Below are 20581 nucleotides of genomic sequence, written 5' to 3' on the forward strand. Positions count from 1 at the left end.
TGCTTTGGTGACCACACCCATCGTCGTCGCACCGGAGATCGATTTTGCCGGTGTCCGCACCGAGTTCGGGCTCGTCGACGAATTTCCCGAAGAGGCGCTCGCAGAGGCCCGGACGGCGACCGACAGATTCGCTTCGGTGCGCGAGGATCGCACAGATCTGCCTCTGGTGACGGTCGATCCACCCGGTTCGATGGACCTCGACCAGGCGCTCCACCTCGAGCGCACCGATGCCGGATTCGTGCTGCACTATGCGATCGCCGACGTGTACGCGGTCGTCGAGCCCGGCGGTGCGCTGGATCGCGAGACGCACCGCCGCGCGCAGACCTTCTACCTTCCCGACGGGTCGGTGCCGCTGCACCCGCGGGTGTTGTCGGAGAACGCGGCCAGTCTGCTCCCGGGCGCGGTGCGACCGGCCGTGCTGTGGCGCATCGAGATGGACGAGTACGCAGAACCGGTCGCGGTCTCCGTGTCGCGCGCACGCGTCCGTTCGGTGGCGCGACTCGACTATGCCGGTGTGCAGCGGGACGCCGATGCCGGCACCCTCCATCCGTCGATCGCGGCGCTACCCGAGTTCGGGCGGTTGCGCGAAGTCGCGGCGCGGGCACGGGGTGCGATCGAACTGAGACTCCCCGAACAGGACGTGGTCGGCGACGGTGACGGCTGGCGACTCGAGATCGAACCGCGCACCGAGGCCGACGACTGGAATTCGCACGTGTCGTTGCTGACCGGAATGTGCGCGGCACGCATCATGATCGACGCGAAGACCGGGCTGCTGCGCACGTTGCCGCCCGCCGATTCCGACTCTGTCGCCTCGCTCCGCCGAACCGCCTGTTCGCTGGGCGTCGAGTGGCCCGGCGACATGTCGGTGGGCGCCTTCCTCGCCGGTCTCGACGCGAATCTGCCCACCACGCTCGTTCTCATGAGCGAGGCGCCGACGCTGCTGCGCGGCGCGTCCTATGTCGCATTCGACGGAGAACTGCCGGAACTGAAAGTGCACGGCGCGATCGGCGCGGCCTACGCGCACGTCACGGCGCCGCTGCGCCGGCTGTCGGACCGCTACGCCACCGAGGTGTGCCTCGCGGTGTCCTCGGGCACCGAGGCGCCCGGCGACGTGCGGGACACCCTGGGTCTGCTGCCGAAGATCATGTCGTCGTCCGATTCGCTCGCCGGCAAGGTCGGGCGCGCGTGCATCGACCTTGCCGAGGCGGTCGTGTTGTCGTCGCGGGTGGGGGAGACCTTCGAGGCCACGGTCCTGAAAGACGCGACCGAGCGACGCGACGCCGAGATCTTCATCCCGTCCGAGACGGTGATCGCGGCGTGCACCGGGACACCCGCGGAGGGGCAGCGCGTCACGGTCCGCCTGGTGCTCGCCGACCCGACGTCCCGGAGAGTGCAGTTCGCCTGTGAACCCTGATCGGACCGTCGGGCGCCGACCGCTCGCGACGATCATGGCGGTCGTGGTGGTCGCCGTGGCTCTTGTTGCCGCGACCGTGTGGTGGAGTGCGCCCAACCGGTTGTTCCCCTGGGACAGTGCATCGTTCCCGGACGTGGACACGTCGGCGTTGTCGCCGACGCAGGTGCAGATCGTCGAACTGCTCGAGGATCAGCACGCCGCGCAACGGCCCGGGACGTTCTACTCCGAGGGCGTCCGGGAGCCGTGGTGTGCGGACTTCGTCAGCTGGATCATGCGGGAAGTCGGTGTGCCCCTGGCAAATCCGCATTCCGGTCACTGGCGTATCCCGGGGGTGTACACGCTCGGGGAGTACTACGAGGAGACCGGCCGCTTCGAACCGTCCGGATCGGGCTACCGCCCCGCCGTCGGCGACGTGGTGCTGTACCACAGCTCGCTCGGTTTCGGGCAGCGCGAACACACCAACATCGTGATCGCGGTGGAGGGCAGCACCGCAACCACCGTGGGCGGCAACGAGTTCGGCAAGATTCGCGTCCACACCCTCGACTGGGAGGACGACGACGCCGTGGTCGGCTTCGGGAGGTTACCCGCCTGAGCCGACGGCGGACTACCGGAACCGGTCTGTGGCCTCCAGGAGTTCATGGGTGATACCGGGTTCGGTTGCCGCGTGACCGGCATCATCGACGATGCGCAGATCGGACTGCGGCCAGGCCCGATGCAGATCCCATGCGCTGCGCGCCGGACACACCACGTCGTACCGGCCCTGCACGATCACGCCGGGAATGCCGTGCAGCAGATGCGCGTCGCGCAGGATCTGACCGTCCTCGAGGAATCCCCGATGGTAGAAGTAGTGGTTCTCGATCCGCGCGAACGCGAGGGCGAACCGGGGTTCGGAGGTTTCCGCGACGCGGTCGGGATGGGGTAGCAGGGTGCTCGTGGCGCCTTCCCACGTCGACCATGCGATCGCAGCGTCCAACGCCACGTCCGGGTCGGGGGAGTGCAGCAGACGGTGATAGGTGTCGACGGGATGCTCCCCGGGTTCCGCCGCGGCGAGCGGCGCGGTGAATCCCTCCCACAGGTCGGGGAACACCTGTCCCGCACCGCCGTTGTAGTACCAGTCGATCTCGCTGCGCCGCAGCAGGAAGATTCCGCGCAACACCAGTTCGGTGACGCGGTCGGGGTGTCGCTGGCTGTAGGTGAGCGCGAGGGTCGATCCCCACGAGCCGCCGAATACGAGCCACCGCTCCACGCCCAGGTGGGTGCGCAATCGTTCGATATCGGCGACCAGATGATCGGTCGTGTTGACCGACAGGTCTGCCCCGTCTGCGACGTGCGGGAGCGATCGGCCGCAACCGCGCTGATCGAACAACACGATGCGGTAGGCATCGGGGTCGAAGAACCGGCGCTGCATCGGCGACACGCCGCCGCCGGGCCCACCGTGCAGGAACACCGCCGGCTTGCCCGCGGGGTTGCCACTGACCTCCCAGTACAGTTGCTGACCGTCACCGACGTCGAGCATGCCCTGCTCGTACGGTTCCAGCGGCGGGTACAGCTCGCGGCGCTCGTTCATCAGAAACCGACGAGACCGGATGCGAGATCGGGGATTTCGAGTGCGGTGACCGCTTCCTGCCGCACCTCGGGGCACTGCTCGGACGTGATCGTGTCGATCCGGGCCCGATCACCGGCGAGTGCGAGGAGGTCGACGCCGTTGGCCCCGGCCCATTCGCCGATGAGGATGTTGAGCCCACCGCGGCCGACCGACGGCGTGTACGTGCGCCACGGCGACAGTTGCGCCTCCAGCCGGGTGCACAGGTCTTCCGCCTGAGCATCGGTGACGCCGGCGTCACCGGACTGTGGAGACCGCGTCGCCGAGGAGGTCGCCTCGGCGGACGACGACAGTTCTGTGCTGGAACCGGTTTGCCCGGACTCGGGCGCCGGAGCGCACGCCCCGAGAACGCCGATCATGGCGGCTGCGACGGCGGCCGCAGCCGGCACCTGTCGGAATCGGTTCATGGATACACACCTTCGTCTGTCGGGGGTCGGGTCGCGGTCGCCGTCGAGTGTGCCACCGAATCCTGAGGGGGCGGTGAGGCCGCCCCGCCGGGACCGGGGGACGAACGTCACAACGAGAAGCCCTTCCGCGGCATACACCGCAGGAAGGGCTTCTCGTTGTGTTGAAGGCGTCTGCTCAGAACGAATGCTCGGGACCGGGGAAGGTACCTTCGGCCACCTCGTGCGCGTACTGGGACGCGGCGCGACGCAGTTCGTCGCCGACAGCACCGAACTTCTTGACGAACTTCGCGGTCTTGCCGCTGGTGTAGCCCGCCATGTCCTGCCACACGAGAACCTGAGCGTCGCATTCGCTTCCCGCGCCGATGCCGACGGTCGGGATGGTGAGCTTGCCTGTGACCTGAGCGGCCAGTTCGGCAGGCACCATCTCCATCACGACGGAGAATGCGCCGGCTTCCTGAACCGCCATCGCGTCGGCGACGAGTTGCTCGGCACCGTCACCGCGGCCCTGGACGCGGAACCCACCGAGCGTATTGACCGACTGCGGGGTGAAACCGATGTGCGCCTGCACGGGGATGCCGGCCGCGGTGATCGCCGCGATCTGCGGGGCGACCCGTTCGCCGCCTTCGAGCTTGACGGCGTGGGCGCCGCCTTCCTTCATGAACCGGATGGACGTCGCGAGGGCCTGTTCGGGAGACGCTTCGTAGCTACCGAACGGCAGGTCCGCGATGACGAGAGCGTGCGGCGCGCCCCGCACGACGCCACGGACCAGCGGGAGCAGTTCGTCGACGGTGACCGGAACGGTGGTGTCGTAGCCGTAGACGACGTTCGCTGCGGAGTCACCGACGAGGAGGACCGGGATCCCGGCTTCTTCGAAGATTCGGGCCGAGGAGTAGTCGTAGGCGGTGAGTTCTGCCCAGCGGCGGGCTTCGGCCTTCATCGCCTGCAGGTGGTGGACTCGGGTCTTGCGCTTGGGGGTATCGGCGGGAGCAGCGCCGCCGTACACGGACGTCATGTTGTCGGACATCGCTGTCCCTTTCTGCCTCGAGGCCCTAGGGGTCCCCGGGTTGGGTGATGACCGTCTCAGTCTGCCACCGCCGACCGCTGCACGAATACCACGTGGCGGTGCGATTGGTCACAGCGTCGGGGCTCTGTCGGTGCATGGGACGATCGACGGGTGTCGATTTCCCCGCGTATGCACGTTCTCCGCCTCGTTTCGCTTGCCGTTGTCGCAGGTCTCGCCGTCCTGGGCTGCTCGGCACCGGGGAACAGCACGCAGCCGCCGTCGGATGTCGCGGTGCCGGGAGAGCTGGAGACGTTCTACCGCCAGGCTGTGCGGTGGGAGTCGTGTGCGGGATACGGAACCGACGGTCGCTACCTTGCCCTGAACGGTGTGGAATGCACCCGGATCACGGTGCCACTCGATTACGACGAGCCCGAGGGACAGACCATCTCGCTCGCGTTGTCGCGGTCCCGGGCCGGTGGCGAGCGGATCGGTTCACTTCTGACGAACCCCGGCGGGCCGGGCGCGTCGGGGTTGTCGCTCGCGCTGGCCGCGGACGGTACGTCGCTCGCCGAGCGATTCGACGTCATCGGGATGGACCCGCGAGGGATCGGCGCCTCCGATCCGCAGGTCGTGTGCCGCACGGACGCCGAGGCCGACGCCGACCGCGCCCTCGACCCGGGTGATACCAGCAGCGAGGGCATCGCGCGGGCCGAGAAACTCAATCGGGAGTACGCGGATCTGTGCGCCGAGCGCACCGGGGCGGAGGTGCTCGCGCACGTCGGGACCCGCGAGGTGGTGCGCGACATGGATGTCGTGCGCGGGGTCCTCGGCGACGATCAGCTCAGCTACCTCGGCTACTCGTACGGCACCCGGCTCGGTGCGGAGTACGCCGCAGCGTTTCCCGACCGGGTGCGGGCGATGGTGCTCGACGGCGCCATCGACCCGGATCAGGATCCCGTCGAGGAGATCTTGTTGCAGGCGGAGGGCTTCCAGCGGGCGTTCGACGAGTTCGCGAACTACTGCGCCGACTACGACGGATGCCCGCTCGGCGGCGATCCTGCGGCGGCTGTGGACCGGTTCCGCGCCCTCGTCGGCCCGCTGCTCGACACGCCGGCGCCCACCACCGACCCCCGAGGCCTGAGCTACGGGGACGCGATCACCGGGGTCCAGCAGGGGCTGTACTCGCCGACCTTGTGGGGCTCGTTGCGCGGCGGGCTGGACTCTCTCGCAACCAGCGGTACCGGCGACACGCTCCTGCGGCTCGCCGACCTGTACGAAGGTCGTGGCGACGACGGCACCTACAGCAACATCACCGCCGCGTTCGACGCGGTGCGATGCATCGACGACGTACCCGTCACCGACCGGGCGCTCGCCGGAGAACTCGACACCCGTTTCCGGGAGGCGGCGCCGTTCCTCGACGACGGTCGCGGCAACGGTTCTGCCGCTCTCGACACCTGCGCTTTCTGGCCCGTCCCGCCCACCGGGGGCGGCGAGGACGCGGAGCTGTCCGGTCTCGCTCCCGTGCTCGTGGTGTCCACCACCGCCGACCCGGCGACCCCGTATCTCGCGGGCGTGGAGCTCGCGGGTCATCTCGGCGGTGCGCTGCTGAGTTTCGACGGGACCCAGCACACGGTCGTGCTCGACGGTGAGAAATGCGTCGACGACGCTGTGACCAGGTATTTGATAGACCTCGATGTCCCCGAGACCGATCCTCACTGCTGACTCCGGCAAGATGTGAGCGACACGCCACGGTTCGAACCGGCGTATGTAACACAGAATTAACGGATGGTGCCTACTCTCGCGGATATGGATCGCCAGAAGGAGTTCGTGCTCCGCACCCTCGAAGAGCGCGACATTCGGTTCGTTCGTCTCTGGTTCACCGACGTGGTCGGCACCCTGAAATCTGTGGCGATCGCCCCGGCCGAACTCGAAGGAGCCTTCGAAGAGGGCATCGGGTTCGACGGGTCGGCCATCGAGGGATTCTCCCGGATCTCGGAAGCCGACATGGTCGCCCGCCCCGACGCGACGACCTTCCAAGTGCTGCCGTGGACCGACGACCGGGGCCACCAGTACTCCGCGCGCATGTTCTGCGACATCACCATGCCGGGTGGCACGCCCAGCTGGGCCGATCCGCGGCACGTGCTGCGGCGTCAGCTCAACAAGGCGTCCGAGCTCGGTTTCAGTTGCTACGTGCATCCCGAGATCGAGTTCTTCCTCGTGGAGAACGGTGAAGAGGGCGCCGCGCCGGTGCCCGCCGATACGGGTGGCTACTTCGACCAGTCCGTCCACCGGTCCGCCCCGCACTTCCGGCGCCACGCCATCGACGCGCTCGAGTCGATGGGCATCTCGGTGGAGTTCAGCCACCACGAGACGGCTCCCGGCCAGCAGGAGATCGACCTGCGATACGCCGACGCGCTGTCCATGGCGGACAACGTCATGACCTTCCGCTACGTGGTCAAGGAGATCGCGATGCAGGAGGGCGTGCGCGCGACCTTCATGCCGAAGCCCTTCCAGGAGCACGCGGGCTCGGCCATGCACACCCACATGTCGCTGTTCGAGGGCGAGACCAACGCATTCCACGACCCCGACGACCCGCTGCAGCTCTCGGCGACCGGCAAGGCGTTCATCGCCGGCATCCTCGAGCATTCCAACGAGATCAGCGCCGTCACCAACCAGTGGGTCAACTCCTACAAGCGTCTCGTGCACGGCGGCGAAGCGCCGACCGCGGCGTGCTGGGGACCGTCGAACCGTTCGGCTCTGGTCCGTGTCCCGATGTACACGCCCAACAAGGCGTCGTCGCGCCGGGTGGAGATCCGCACGCCGGACTCCGCGTGCAACCCGTACCTGTCGTTCGCGTTGCTGCTCGCGGCGGGCATGCGCGGCATCGAGAAGGGATACGAACTCCCTCCCGAGGCCGAAGACGACGTGTGGTCGCTGACGTCGGCGGAGCGTCGCGCGATGGGGTACCGAGAGCTGCCCACCGATCTCGACATCGCGCTTCGCGAGATGGAGAAGTCCGAGCTGGTCGCCGAAACGCTCGGCGAGCACGTGTTCGACTATTTCCTGCGGAACAAGTGGCGTGAGTGGGAGAACTACCGTAGCCAGGTCACACCTTTCGAGCTCGAGCAGTACCTGGGACTGTAATCGGCCGGCGATGGCGGATGATGTGGTGGTGAAACCGCCGACTTCCCGTTCCACTGTCCCGGCTCCCGGTCGGCTCGGCCTCGTCGAGCCGACCGCGCCAGAAGAGCTGCAACGGCTCGGCTGGAACGACGCCGACAGCGTCGAATTGCTGTGGGCCCTGTCCCGCGCCGCCAACGCCGATCTGGCGCTGCGGACCCTGGCCCGCCTCGCGGACAGTCTCGGTGACGAAGGCTGGGCCGAACTCGATGCCGCGCTGCGTGCCGACAAGGGCCTGCGTGGCCGGCTGTTCGGCCTGTTCGGGGCCTCGTCCGCGTTCGGTGACCACGTGGTCGCCAATCCTGCCGGCTGGCGGTTGCTCGAAGGTTCCCTGGATCTGCCCGACAAACACACCTTCACCGCGCGGATGCTGGACAGCGTCGGCGGGTATCCCGAGCCCGGTGGTCGCGTCGGCCGGTTGCTCTACCGCGCCGAGATCACCGGACCCGCCGCGGTCGCGGCCTTGCGGACCGCGTACCGCGACCAGCTCATGATCATCGCGGCGGCCGACCTCGCCGCGACCGTGGAGAACGAGCCGGTCCTTCCGTACCTCGAGGCTGGGGCCCTGCTCGCCGACCTCGCCGATGCGGCCCTCACCGCGGCGCTCGCGGTCGCCGTGTCGACGGTGGTTCCCGACGAGCCGTGCCCGATCCACCTCGCGGTGATCGCCATGGGCAAATGCGGAGCGCGGGAACTGAACTACGTCAGCGACGTCGACGTCGTCTTCGTCGCCGAACCCGCGGATGCGCGCGCGAGCCGGATCGCGGGCGAAATGATGCGGATCGGCACCTCCGCCTTCTTCGAGGTCGACGCCGCGCTCCGCCCCGAAGGCAAGCGCGGTGAGCTGGTGCGCACCCTCGAGTCGCACATCGCCTACTACAACCGGTGGGCCAAGACATGGGAGTTCCAGGCGCTCCTCAAGGCCCGGCCGATGGCCGGCGACTTCGATCTGGGGCGCCGGTACGTCGAGGCGCTGAGCCCGATGGTGTGGACGGCCTCCGAACGCGAGGACTTCGTCCCGGAAGTCCAGGCGATGCGCCGGCGCGTCGAGGACCTGGTGCCCGCAGAACTGCAGGAACGCGAACTCAAGCTCGGCCGCGGCAGCATCCGCGACGTCGAATTCGCCGTGCAGCTGCTCCAACTCGTTCACGGCCGCGTCGACGAATCACTGCGGGTTCCCAACACGGTCGAGGCGCTCGGTGCGCTCGCCGACGGTGGCTACATCGGCCGCGACGACGCCGCCAACCTCCGCGCGTCGTACGAGTTCCTCCGGCTGCTCGAGCACCGCCTTCAGCTCCAGCGACTCAAGCGCACCCACACGCTGCCGCCCGCGGACGACCGGGAAGCGCTGCGCTGGCTCGCCCGTGCGTCGCACATGCGCGCGGACGGGCGGAAGGATGCGCTCGGCGTGCTCGAATCCGAGATCAAGCGCAACTCGTCGCGGGTCCGGAAACTGCACGCGAAACTGTTCTACCGCCCGTTGCTCGAGTCGGTGAGCAAGCTCGACAAGGAGGCCGTGCGGCTCTCGCCCGACGCGGCCGTCCGGCAGCTCGCCGCCCTCGGGTACAGCGCGCCCTCGCACGCGCTCGACCATCTGACGGCCTTGTCCGGCGGCGCCTCCCGTAAGGCGCGGATCCAGGCGATGCTGCTTCCGCAACTGCTCGAATACCTCGCCGACACAGTCGATCCGGATGCCGGACTGCTGGCCTACCGCCGCTTGTCCGACGCGCTGTACGACACCGTGTGGTTCCTGCGGGTGCTCCGCGACGAGCCGGCGGTGGCGGAACGCCTCATGACGGTGCTCGGATCGTCGGCGTACGTGTCGGACCTGCTCGTGAAGTCGCCGGAAGTGCTGCGGTTGTACGCCGACGGCCCGACCGGTCCGCGGTTGCTCGAACCGAACCCCCCGGAGGTCGCGCGCGCGCTGGTCGCGTCGTCGTCCCGCTACGGCGACCCGGCGCGTGCGATCCTCGCCGCCCGCTCGTTGCGCCGCGCCGAACTGGCCCGGATCGCGAGTGCGGACATCCTCGGGATGCTCGACGTGCCCCAGGTGTGCGAAGCACTGTCGACGGTGTGGGCCGGCGTGCTCGAAGCCGCACTCACCGCCGTCATCCGGGCGTCGGAAAGCTCACGGGGACCGGCCCCCGCGCGCATCGCCGTGATCGGGATGGGTCGCCTCGGAGGCGCCGAACTGGGCTACGGCTCCGACGCCGATGTGCTGTTCGTGTGCGAACCGCACGCGGACGCCGACGACACCGACGCCGTGAAATGGGCGACGACCGTTGCCGAACAGGTCCGAAAATTCCTCGGCGCGCCGAGCACCGATCCGCCGCTCGAGGTCGACTTGAACCTGCGGCCGGAAGGTCGCAGTGGACCGCTGGTGCGCACGCTCACCTCCTACGAGGCGTACTACACGCAGTGGGCCGAGGTGTGGGAGGTGCAGGCGCTCCTGCGGGCGCACGCTGTCGCCGGCGACCCGGACCTGGGCACGCGCTTCCTGCGCATGATCGACAAGGTGCGCTACCCGGAGGGCGGCCTGTCGCAGGAGGCGGTCCGCGAGATCCGCCGGATCAAGGCGCGGGTCGACTCGGAGCGTCTGCCCCGGGGAGCCGACCCCGCCACCCATACGAAACTGGGCCGCGGCGGACTGGCCGACATCGAATGGACGGTGCAGTTGCTGCAGTTGCAGCACGCGCACCACATCGAGGCCCTGCACAACACGTCGACGCTCGAGACCTTGGACGCGATCGGTGCGGCCGAGCTCATCAGCGCTGGGGACGTGGAGTTGCTGCGCGACGCGTGGATCACCGCCACCAGTGCACGCAACGCGCTGGTGCTCGTCCGGGGTAAGCGCACCGACCAATTGCCCGGCCCGGGAAGGCTTCTCACGGCTGTCGCGAGAGTGACAGGGTGGCAGGGCGAAGACGCCTCGGAATATCTCGACCACTATCTGCGCGTCACCCGTCGTGCACGGGCAGTGGTCGAGCGGGTGTTCGGTGCCTGACGGCGGCGGGGATCAGTCGCAGAAAACGACCAGGGAGACCCCGCGCCAGACTTGCGTCTCGGTCTTGTCCCACTCCTGGTCGTCGGCGTCCCACGAGTATTCGACCTCGGTGTCGTAGCCGCGGTCGCGCTGCTCGGTCACGTTGCAGTTCCGTAGGGTGCTGCCCGCGCGGCTGAGGATGATGAATTCGACGCCGGCCTCGGACAGTGTGGCTTCGGCCTGTTCCTGGGACATTCCCACGGTCGAGATATCTGTCTGGGCACCGGCGACGCCGGCGCCGATACTGCTTACGAGCAGGGCGGCAGAGCATGCCGCAGCCCTGAGGATGTTTTTGCGCATCACGGTCTCCTCCGGGAGACATGTCGTTCGGAGTACTCGGCCGGGCACGAGCCCGGGTTCGACAGGGCCGAACGCGCAGGACGGTCTCGCACGACGACCGGATACGCAACGACAGGCGTCGCGTCGGCAACGGACGCGGCGACCGGAGAATCGGGTGCCGTGACGCAGGCGGCGTATCCCTGTCTTTGCCCCGACGCAAAGAAATGTTCTCCATCGCCATTGGTGTGATCGAGGTCACCATCAACGGCACTATAAGACTACGCCGGTGCGGCGGGTCCCGCGGCCCTTCGCCTCAGCACCGGCCACACGACCCCCGCGCGACGAAGCCACCCGCCGACGTACGACGAGTGGCTTCGGTGTCGCGGTGCCGGTTCGCGGCTCCGTTCCCGGACGGATCAAGCCAGATCGAACCGATCCAGATTCATCACCTTGGTCCACGCCTTGACGAAGTCCTGCACGAACTGCGGCTGCGCGTCGTCGGTGGCGTACGCCTGGGAAAGCGCCCGCAGTTGGGAGTTCGCGCCGAACACCAGATCGACGGCGGTCGCCGTCCACTTCACCTCGTCGGTTCCGCGCGCGCAACCCTCGTAGATCCCTTCCGACGACTCCGACACCTTCCACTCGGTCCGCATGTCCAGGAGGTTGCGGAAGAAGTCGGTGGTGAGCACCTGAGGTCGATCGGTGAGGACGCCGTGTTTGCTGCCGCCGTGGTTGGTTCCGAGGGCACGGAGACCTCCGACGAGGACCGTCATTTCGGGGGCGGTCAGGGTCAGGAAATTCGCACGTTCGAGGAGCAGCTTTTCCGGAGGCAGCTTCTCGCCGCCCTGCAGGAAATTGCGGAATCCGTCGCTCTTCGGTTCGAGCACCGAGAACGATTCGACGTCGGTCATCTCCTGAGACGCGTCCGTTCGGCCCGGAGCGAACGGCACCGTGATGTCGTGTCCGGCTTCCTTGGCTGCCTTCTCGACCGCAGCGCTACCGGCGAGCACGATCAGATCCGCGAGTGAAATCTTCTTGTTTCCCGTCGCCGAGCTGTTGAAGTCGTCCCGGATGCGCTCGAGGACGGGCAGGACCGCTGTGAGCTGGGCGGGTTCGTTGGCCTCCCAGTTCTTCTGGGGCTCGAGACGGACGCGCGCGCCGTTCGCGCCGCCGCGCATGTCGGTGCCGCGGAAACTCGCCGCCGACGCCCATGCGGTGGCCACCAACTGCGGAACGGTCAGCCCGGAGTCGAGGACGGTGCTCTTGAGCGAGGCGATCTCGTCGTCGCCGATCAGCTCGTGGTCGACCGCCGGAACGGGGTCCTGCCACAACTGCGGCTCCGGAATCCACGGTCCGAGGTACCGCGAGAGCGGCCCCATGTCGCGATGAAGCAGCTTGTACCAGGCTTTGGCGAACTCTGCTTCGAGCTCTTCGGGATGGTCGAGCCAGCGCCGGGTGATCTCGCCGTAGACGGGGTCGTACCGCAGCGCGAGGTCGCTCGTCAGCATGCCCGGTGCATGCTTCTTGGTCGAATCGAACGCATCGGGCACGATATCCGACCCGGCGTTGTCTTTCGGCGTCCACTGCCAGGCGCCCGCCGGACTCTTGGTCTTCTCCCACTCGAACCCGTACAGCATTTCGAGGAACGTGTTGTCCCACTTCGTGGGCGTGGGTGTCCAGGTGACCTCGAGGCCGCTGGTGATCGTGTCGGGCCCCTTGCCCGTGCCGTACGAATTCTTCCAGCCGAGGCCCTGCTGTTCGAGCGGCGCACCCTCGGGTTCGGGACCGAGATTGTCGGCGGGCGCCGCACCGTGCGTCTTGCCGACCGTGTGGCCTCCGACGATCAACGCGGCGGTCTCGACGTCGTTCATCGCCATGCGGGCGAACGTCTCGCGGATATCGCGCCCCGACGCGAGGATCTCCGGATTGCCGTTGGGGCCTTCCGGATTGACGTAGATCAGACCCATCTGGACCGCGCCCAGCGGACCCTCGAGTTCGCGTTCGCCGGCGTAACGCTCGTCGCCGAGCCACGTGTCCTCCGGGCCCCAGAACACCTCGTCCGCTTCCCAGATGTCCTCGCGGCCGAACGCGAATCCGAACGTCTTGAATCCCATCGACTCGTAGGCACAGTTGCCGGCGAAGACGATGAGGTCGGCCCACGACAGGCTGCGTCCGTACTTCTGTTTGATCGGCCACAGCAGCCGCCGGGCCTTGTCGAGACTGACGTTGTCGGGCCAGCTGTTGAGCGGAGCGAAGCGCTGTGCGCCCTTGCCTCCGCCGCCCCGGCCGTCGGCGATGCGGTACGTGCCCGCGGAATGCCAGCTCATGCGGATGAACAGACCGCCATAGTGCCCGAAGTCTGCGGGCCACCAGTCCTGCGAGTCGGTCATCAGCGCGATGAGGTCCTGCCGGAGTGCTTCGACGTCCAGCCTCTCGAACTCTTTGCGGTAGTCGAAGTCGGGTGGCATGGGATTCGCCATGGTGGAGTGCTGGTGCAGGACTTGGAGATCCAGCTGATCCGGCCACCAGTCCAGGGTGGTCCTGGGGCGATGGGGCTGTGGCGTGGGGGAGGGGATTGCCGGGTTTTCGCTTTCGGACACTGCAGGTTCCTTCCGGAGCTGTATGGACGAACAGACTTCAGGTTTGTGGTCGCGGAGCCTCCGATGGTGAGCAGCCGGGGCACAGGCCCCAGAAGACGACCTCGGTTTCGTCTACCGCGAAACCGGCGTCGTCGTACCCGGCGAGGCAGGGCGTTTCACCGGTCGCGCCGTTCACGTCCGCGATGACTCCGCAGGATCGGCAGACGAGGTGATGATGGTTGTCGCCGACGCGGGACTCGTATCGCGCGTGGGAGCCCGACGGCTCGATCCGCCGGAGCAGCCCCCGTGACGTCATCGCGTGGAGCACGTCGTAGACGGTCTGGCGAGAGACGTCGGGAAGCGCAATGCGCACAGTTTCGAAGATCGTCTCGGCGTCGGCGTGCGGGTGAGCCTCGGCGGCGTCGAGGACAGCGACTCGCTGCCGCGTCACGCGGAGACCTGCTGCGCGCAACTGCTGTGCTGCTTCCCTCGAGGTGGGCACCAGACCACTATGACCCACGTTTTTGGAATGAGTCGTGATTTCGGCCGATCCGCCGCACGAACAGCCGGCGTGGTCGCGGTCAGCTCTCGCCGTGGGCTCGGGCTGCCGCAGCAGCCAGTCGGCGTCCGGTCTCGATCGGCGCCGCCGGACGGCCGCGGAGAAACGCTACGAGGGTGCCGTTGTAGGCCATGAGCACTTCGTCGGCGAGATCCTGGGCACGTGCCCCGGCAAGAGGACGGGCGAAGTGCAGAAGCCGGGTGGTGAGTAGTGCGGTGTCCGCGGACAGGATCTCGCGGATGCCGTCCGTCGCGTCGGGAAGTTCGGTGGCGGTAGCGAGGAAGGCGCACCAGCGGGCGGGAGCACCGCGTGTGTCGCGGTAGTCGGCAAGGGCGTCGAACACCGCCAGCAACCGCGACATGTCGTCGTCGGCCGCGATGATGTGCTGGTCCCATACGGCCTGCCAGTCCGCCAGCCGAAGCCGCAGTACCTCCGCGACGAGCGCGTCCTTGCTGCCGAACTGCGCGTACAAGGTCGCCGCCGAGACTTCGGCCCGACGCAGCAGTTCGTCCACGGACGTCGCGCGGATGCCGCGGTCGAACAGCATGCTTTCGGCCGCCTCGAGCAGGCGGGTGCGTGCGGGGGATCGCTGGGCCACGGACACCACCCCACTGTAACGCTCGTTCTGACAACACATCCGTTTCGGAGTAGTGTAACGAGCGTTCTGGTCGGGCTACGTCGGAGGTGCGATGCGAACCCTCGTGGTCAGCGGCATGGCTCTGATCGCGGCGACCTACGGGTTGGCGCGCTTCGGCTACGGACTCTTCCTCCCACGCTTCAGCGAGACCTTCCAGATGGGCTCCACCCTCGCCGGGGTCGTTCAGGCGGGAAGCTTCCTCTCCTATTGCTGCGCCGCCTTGATCGCCACTCGCCTCGGTGACCGCCCCCGCCTGGTCGTGGTCTGCGCCGGAGCGACGGCAACCACGGGAGCCGCGGGTGTTGCGCTGGCACCGCACGTCGGCCTCTTCGCGCTCGGTGTGATCGTTGCCGGGGCCGGCGCCGGATTTGCGACGCCGGGCCTCGTCACCCTCATCGAACGCAACGTCGCCGCCGCGCGACAGGAGAACGCGCAGACCATCGTCAACGCCGGCACCGGCGCCGGGATCGTCGTCGCGGGCGCCCTCCTGATCCTGACCGCCGGGCACTGGCGTGTCGGATGGCTGCTCATCGCACTCGCGGCAGCGCTCGCAACGGTCGCAACTCTGCGCGCGGACCGGTCGTCGCCGCGTCGCCGCCCGTCCACTCGTCCGTCTCGGGTGAAAGCCGACGACGTGGCGACCCTCGCTCGTCCAGTCGTGGCCGCGACGCTGGCCGGGGCGTCGAGTGCCGCGATCTGGACCTTCGGACGCTCGGTGATGGCCGATTCCGGAGCAGGCGACGAGACACTGTCCATTGCCGCCTGGATGGTCCTCGGAGCATTCGGGATGCTCGGCGCCACCGCGGGGAAGATCGTGCAGACCTGGAGTTTGCGAATTGCTTGGATCGCCACGACCGCGGTCATGGCGGCAGCGACCGTCCTTCTCGGGTTGGCTCCGGGCACACCAGTGGCGGCATATGTCTCCGTGGCCGCGTTCGGGGCGAGTTACACCGCGATGAGTGGGGTCCTCATCGTCTGGGCGGTGCGCGTGGTGCCGGATCTCGCCGCCGAGGGGACCGTCGTATTGTTCATCGCCCTGGCTGTCGGCCAGGCCGCCGGTTCGGTAGCACTGGGAGTGCTGCTGGGTGCGTCACCGGTCCTCGCCTTCGCGGTTGCCGGCGCGATCGGGATCCTCGCCGTGCTGCCGGCCGTCCGCGACCCCGCCGCGGCAGGGTCGAGCCGTACGGCGCAGTGAGCGTGAGCTTCACCGGTTGGTGTCGGCCTGAGGGGCCGGAATCAACTCGAGAGCTGGAGGCGGCTTATTCCGTGCGGCCTGTGTTGCACCCATCGATCATCATCGTCGGTATGGAGAACACGAGCGTCCCCGCTGTCGACACCGTCCGCGAGTCGTACTCGGCCAGGGCTCAGGAATATGCGGATCTCTTCGGCTCCGTGACGTCGGCGCATCCATTGGACCTGGCGCTGATCGGTAGCTGGACAGACACCGTCGCAGGTCCCGTGCTCGACGCCGGATGCGGCCCGGGGCAGTGGACGAATTTCTTGGCCGGGCGCGGACTGGCCGTCAGCGGCGTCGATCTCGTTCCCGAATTCGTCGAGCGGGCTCGTGCGCAGTATCCGGAACACTCCTTCGAGATCGGCAGCTTCGAAGCCTTGGATACTCCGTCCGGAGCACTGGGAGGTGTGCTGTCCTGGTACTCGCTGATCCACCACAGTCCGAACGACATTCGGATTCCGATCGCCGAGTTCGCACGCGTAATACGTTCGGGCGGAGGATTGTTGCTCGGATTCTTCGAAGGACCAACCGTCGAGGCGTTCGATCACGCGGTGGCTACCGCGTATCGATGGCCGGTAGCCGCACTCGCCCAGCAACTGACTGATGCCGGCTTCGAAGTGGTCGAGACACATACGCGGAGGGAGAGCGGCTACCGGCCCCACGGTGCAATCACCGCCGTCCGGTCGCACGCACGGTGAGACGCGCGAGTATCGCCGACAGCACTCTGACGCGATCCGAATCGCCGGGGTGCGCTCCTTGTTGTTTATGGATGGTGATCATCGAGTGACGAACGCGAAGATGTCGGCGTTGAGCCGGTCGCGCTCGGTGTCCGGTAAGCCGTGAGCTCCGCCTTCGTAGGCGATCAGCTTCGCGTCCGGGACGAGTTGAGCGGAGAGCTTTCCGCTGATGTCGAAGGGAACGATCTGGTCGTCCTCTCCGTGGATCACCAGGGTCGGCACATCGATCTTCGCCAGATCCGGCCTGAAGTCGGTGGCGCTGAAAGCGGCGATGGATTCATAGGCGTTGTGTGTACCCGACTCGAGCCCCTGTCGCCAGAAGGCGTCGCGGGTGCCCTGTGGTACCTCACCGGTGCGGTTGTGACCGAAAAAGGGGCCGTCGGCGAGGTCCCGGTACAACTGGGACCGGTTGGCGGACTCGCCGTCTCGCAGGGCGTCGAAGGTTTCGACGGGAAGACCGCCGGGGTTGTCCTCTGTGCGCACCATGAGTGGGGGCACCGCCGACACCAGAATGAGCCCCGCGACCCGAGAGCTGCCGTGGCGGCCCACGTAGCGGGTGACCTCACCGCCACCCGTGGAGTGCCCGACGAGTGTGACGCCCGTCAGCTCCAGCGTGCTGAGCAACGTCGCGAGATCATCGGCGTAGGTGTTCATTTCGTTGCCGTTCCAGGTTTGGGTGGAGTTCCCGTGCCCCCGCCGGTCGTGAGCGATGACGCGACATCCCCGGACGGCGAGATACCGTGCGGTGGCTTCCCAGGCGTCGCTGTTGAGTGGCCAGCCGTGGCTGAGGAGCACCGGCGACCCGTCCACCGGCCCCCAGTCCTTGTAGAAGATTGCGGTTCCGTCTTCGGTCTCGATGAAGGTCATCGTGTGCTCCTCGGCTGCGCATCGGTTCCACCAGCCTGCACGGCTTCACCACGAACCGGACCACGCGATCCACGTAGTCCCCCAGAGACCGGGCCCGCGTTTTCCGTGGGCTCGTAGCCTTCCACCTCCGCCTCGAGCCTCCGCTTGTTAGCATCCCGGGTAACGGCAACCCTCGGTCTCGGAAACAGGACGCGATGGACAATCGGGCGCCCTCGGAAAGGCTCGTCGGGAGAGCCGTCGAGAAGGCATGGCTCAGCGGCCTTCTCCAGTCCGCGGTCGAAGGGCGCGGAGTCGTCGGAGTCCTACGTGGTGACGCCGGCATGGGCAAGACGTATCTTGTCTGTTCGGTGCTGTCGGAACACCCGCGATTGGGATCCACCTGCATGGTCGGTGTGGAGTCCGAAGCCGACCTTCCCTATGCCGCGCTGCAGAGAATGATGCTGAGCCACCGGCCTGTGTTCGAGAGTCTCCCGGGGGCGCAGCGATCAGCTCTCGGCGTGGCGTGCGGGATGGCGGCGGGTCCGTCGCCGTCACGATCACTGGTGGGGCTCGGGCTGCTCACCTTCCTGGCGCGCCTTTCCGATGACGCGCCCTTCGTCTGTTTCATCGACGACGCACAGTGGATAGATCCCGAGTCGCTGCAGGCGTTGGCGTTCGTGGGCAGGCGCCTTCTCGTCGAACGTGTTGCGTTGCTCTTCGCCGTTCGCACCGAGGGATTCGGCTCGTCCGTGCTGGACGACCTCCCGGGCCGGACACTCGAGGGACTGGACCGTGCCGACGCGCGGCGACTCCTCCGCACTTCTTCGTGCGGACCGTTGGACCACCGCGTGGTCGACCGCATTGTCGATGCGACGGGAGGCAACCCGCTCGCGTTGGTGGATCTCCCCGGGGAGCTCACTTTGAAGCAGCTTCGGGGCGAAGACTTCCTGCACGAGCCGGTTCCCCTGGGAAAACATCTGGAAGCGCACTACCTGAAGCAGATTCGCGGGCTACCCAGGGAGACTCGGACCTGGCTTCTCGCTGCCGCCGCAGAGCCCGAAGGGGATCTGGGCGCCATCACCGCGGCCGGCGAGGCTCTCGGGCTGCCCGAGGCGGCCGCTCATCGGGCCGAGCTGGCCGGTCTCGTCCGTGTGGATTCGACGGTGACATTTCGCCATCCGTTGGTGCGCTCAGCTGTCTACAACGGTGCTCCCAGCCCAGAGCTCCGCAGGGTGCATTCTCATCTCGCCGGCGTGGCGCACGAGCGAGGCGATGTCCACAAGTCGGTGACACACCGCGCCGCAGCAACGGTCGGAACGGACGACAAGGTTGCCGAAGAACTGGAGCGGTCCGCCGACATCGTCACTCAGCGTGGCGGATACATGACTCGGGCCGATCTTCTGGTCCGTGCAGCGGCATTGACATCCGACGCCGCACGCAAAGAGTTGCGCATCCTGGCAGCGGGGGAATCGGCGCTGGTCGCGGGTGCGGGCGCGCAGGCCGGTGCTCTGCTGGCAACCCTCGACCCAGCCAGACTGGACGACGCGGCGCGTGGGCGACTGCTTCTTGCGCTGTGCGAGCTGGAGGTCCTCACACCCGTCACGAGTCCCGTCTTCGCGCACCGCCCCCAACGGTTGCTCGCCACAGCGCGGTACCTCCATTCCCTCGACCCGGCACATGCCAAACAGGCGGTTGCCAATGCGTTCTGGGCTCTGATCCAGGCCGACGAGCTGGTGCAGGGGACCACGTCTCGGGAGGTTGCCGATGAGGCGCGACATATCTGCCGGACCGATCCGGGATCGGACCTGACAACGCAGGCGCTCGTCGCCCTGAGCACCCTCGTCCTGGACGGGCGAGCGGCGGCCTCCCCGCTGGTGAAGGAAGCAGTAGCCCGGGCGACAACGAATGACACCGCAGATGAGGAAATCCTGCAGTCCTACATGTGTATTGCACACGCGGCCTGTCTGCTCCGAGAACCGGACGCGGTCGAGGCCGTGCTCCGACATGCCGAACGCGCGGCGCAGAGGCAGGGCGCTGCGCTGGCTCTCGCCCGGGTGCTCCTTCTCCGCGCGTACTCCAGCATGCAGCGAGGCAGAATCGGCGAAGGCACCGACCACCTCACCCGGGCCGGGGAAATCATCGCCTTCATGGGGCTGCCGCGACTCTGGACAGACATAGCGCTCTCGCTCCCCATTGTTCGCGGATGGCAGGGCGACGAGACTGTTATCGACGAGGACGACGAGGTTCTGGTCGAAGCGCGCAACGTCGGCTACGGACGCAGCGGCGCATCACGCCTCGTAGGTGCCATGCTGCTCCGGGCGGCAGAAGGTAGATACGCCGAAGCGTGGCACTACGGACGCCGGATCGGACACGAGGATCCCTTCTTCACAGGAACCCTCTATCTGGCCGATCTGATCGAGTGTGCGGCCCGCGCCGGTGACCGCGACTCAGCGGAAAAACTGATACGACAGTTGACGATCGAGTGCCGGGACACACAGAGCCGGTGGGCGGCCGGGCTTCTGGAGCGAAGCATGACTCACCTCGAAGGAGAAGACACAGCCTCGCGTTGTGAGCGCGCTTTGGAACTGCTCACCGGACCAGCTCTCGAGATGGATGCCGCCCGCACTCATCTGCTCTACGGCGAATGGCTGAGGCGACGACGTCGACGGACGGATGCCGCGCAGCATCTGGTCGCCGCGCTGGAGACATTTCTCCGTCTCGGTGCGGCAGGCTGGGCCACACGTGCCCAGCGGGAACTCGACGCAACAGGTAAGTGCCGCGAGCCGAATGCGTCTCGCGGCCCGTCGCCACTGACCCCGCAGGAAGCATCTGTGGCCAGACTGGCGGCGGCGGGCAACACCAACACCGATATCGCGTCGCAGCTCTTCGTCAGTCCGAACACCGTCGACTACCACCTGCGAAAGGTCTTCCGAAAACTCGGAGTGACATCGCGACGTCAACTCCGAGATCTGCGGCTGGACTGAGGGCGCGGCACTCCCGACGAAGCGGGAAAACTCCGTGCCCTCGACCACGAAAGTCGTCGGTCCGGCCGTCGAAGAG

The 20581-nt window shown here is 67.4% G+C and carries 16 protein-coding genes; 8 read left to right on the forward strand and 8 right to left on the reverse strand.

The window, feature by feature from the left end:
• The first annotated feature begins 4 nt into the window (after positions 1-4).
• A complete protein-coding gene (locus tag ACFWU2_RS14970; RefSeq protein WP_378607476.1) occupies positions 5-1414 on the forward strand; it encodes an RNB domain-containing ribonuclease in 1410 nt (469 codons plus the stop codon).
• Between the two features lie 34 nt (positions 1415-1448).
• Positions 1449-2006 (forward strand): CHAP domain-containing protein, encoded by a 558-nt coding sequence (locus ACFWU2_RS14975; protein ID WP_378608033.1) that lies wholly within the window; start codon positions 1449-1451, stop codon positions 2004-2006.
• 12 nt (positions 2007-2018) lie between these two features.
• Here ACFWU2_RS14975 and pip read toward each other — a convergent pair whose 3' ends face one another.
• The 3 genes from pip to panB form a co-directional block, all read right to left on the reverse strand.
• Positions 2019-2981 carry a prolyl aminopeptidase gene (pip, locus tag ACFWU2_RS14980; RefSeq protein WP_378607477.1) on the reverse strand — a complete coding sequence of 321 codons (963 nt, stop codon included), beginning with the start codon at positions 2979-2981 and terminating at the stop codon, positions 2019-2021.
• Positions 2981-3424, reverse strand: coding sequence for a hypothetical protein (locus tag ACFWU2_RS14985; RefSeq protein WP_378607479.1), 444 nt, complete (start codon positions 3422-3424; stop codon positions 2981-2983). Before ACFWU2_RS14985 ends, pip begins: the two co-directional genes overlap by 1 nt.
• A 175-nt stretch (positions 3425-3599) precedes the next feature.
• A complete protein-coding gene (gene panB / locus ACFWU2_RS14990; protein WP_378607481.1) occupies positions 3600-4448 on the reverse strand; it encodes a 3-methyl-2-oxobutanoate hydroxymethyltransferase in 849 nt (282 codons plus the stop codon).
• A gap of 168 nt (positions 4449-4616) precedes the next feature.
• Here panB and ACFWU2_RS14995 point away from each other — a divergent pair, with 168 nt between their 5' ends.
• From ACFWU2_RS14995 to ACFWU2_RS15005, 3 genes are all read left to right on the forward strand, one after another.
• A complete protein-coding gene (locus tag ACFWU2_RS14995; protein WP_378608035.1) occupies positions 4617-6149 on the forward strand; it encodes an alpha/beta hydrolase in 1533 nt (510 codons plus the stop codon).
• Positions 6150-6233: 84 nt separating this feature from the next.
• Positions 6234-7571, forward strand: coding sequence for a type I glutamate--ammonia ligase (gene glnA, locus ACFWU2_RS15000; RefSeq protein ID WP_378607483.1), 1338 nt, complete (start codon positions 6234-6236; stop codon positions 7569-7571).
• Positions 7572-7596: 25 nt separating this feature from the next.
• Positions 7597-10611 (forward strand): bifunctional [glutamine synthetase] adenylyltransferase/[glutamine synthetase]-adenylyl-L-tyrosine phosphorylase, encoded by a 3015-nt coding sequence (locus ACFWU2_RS15005; RefSeq protein WP_378608037.1) that lies wholly within the window; start codon positions 7597-7599, stop codon positions 10609-10611.
• A gap of 12 nt (positions 10612-10623) precedes the next feature.
• On the opposite strand, the gene ACFWU2_RS15010 is transcribed toward ACFWU2_RS15005, so the two are convergent.
• From ACFWU2_RS15010 to ACFWU2_RS15025, 4 genes are all read right to left on the reverse strand, one after another.
• Positions 10624-10950, reverse strand: coding sequence for a hypothetical protein (locus ACFWU2_RS15010; protein WP_378607485.1), 327 nt, complete (start codon positions 10948-10950; stop codon positions 10624-10626).
• A gap of 395 nt (positions 10951-11345) precedes the next feature.
• The gene (gene katG / locus ACFWU2_RS15015; RefSeq protein ID WP_378607488.1) at positions 11346-13529 is read right to left on the reverse strand and encodes a catalase/peroxidase HPI; all 2184 of its coding nucleotides are present in this window, start codon (positions 13527-13529) and stop codon (positions 11346-11348) included.
• Between the two features lie 37 nt (positions 13530-13566).
• Entirely contained in the window at positions 13567-14010 is a 444-nt protein-coding gene (locus tag ACFWU2_RS15020; RefSeq protein ID WP_378607491.1) for a Fur family transcriptional regulator, read from the reverse strand.
• Positions 14011-14089: 79 nt separating this feature from the next.
• On the reverse strand, positions 14090-14671 hold the full coding sequence (locus tag ACFWU2_RS15025) for a TetR/AcrR family transcriptional regulator (protein ID WP_378607495.1): 582 nt from the start codon (positions 14669-14671) through the stop codon (positions 14090-14092).
• Between the two features lie 85 nt (positions 14672-14756).
• Between ACFWU2_RS15025 and ACFWU2_RS15030 the strand changes: the two genes are divergently transcribed.
• Both ACFWU2_RS15030 and ACFWU2_RS15035 read left to right on the forward strand, forming a co-directional pair.
• Positions 14757-15899 (forward strand): MFS transporter, encoded by a 1143-nt coding sequence (locus ACFWU2_RS15030; RefSeq protein ID WP_378607498.1) that lies wholly within the window; start codon positions 14757-14759, stop codon positions 15897-15899.
• Between the two features lie 110 nt (positions 15900-16009).
• A complete protein-coding gene (locus tag ACFWU2_RS15035; protein ID WP_378607501.1) occupies positions 16010-16636 on the forward strand; it encodes a class I SAM-dependent methyltransferase in 627 nt (208 codons plus the stop codon).
• 78 nt (positions 16637-16714) lie between these two features.
• Here ACFWU2_RS15035 and ACFWU2_RS15040 read toward each other — a convergent pair whose 3' ends face one another.
• Positions 16715-17542 (reverse strand): alpha/beta fold hydrolase, encoded by an 828-nt coding sequence (locus ACFWU2_RS15040; RefSeq protein ID WP_378607504.1) that lies wholly within the window; start codon positions 17540-17542, stop codon positions 16715-16717.
• Between the two features lie 194 nt (positions 17543-17736).
• On the opposite strand from ACFWU2_RS15040, the gene ACFWU2_RS15045 reads away from it, so the two are divergent.
• Positions 17737-20505: a LuxR C-terminal-related transcriptional regulator gene (locus ACFWU2_RS15045; RefSeq protein ID WP_378607507.1), complete on the forward strand. Its 2769-nt coding sequence runs from the start codon at positions 17737-17739 to the stop codon at positions 20503-20505.
• Positions 20506-20581 lie beyond the last annotated feature (76 nt).

It is taken from the genome of Rhodococcus sp. NPDC058639, assembly GCF_042717545.1.
In the GTDB taxonomy this organism is placed as follows: domain Bacteria; phylum Actinomycetota; class Actinomycetes; order Mycobacteriales; family Mycobacteriaceae; genus Rhodococcus.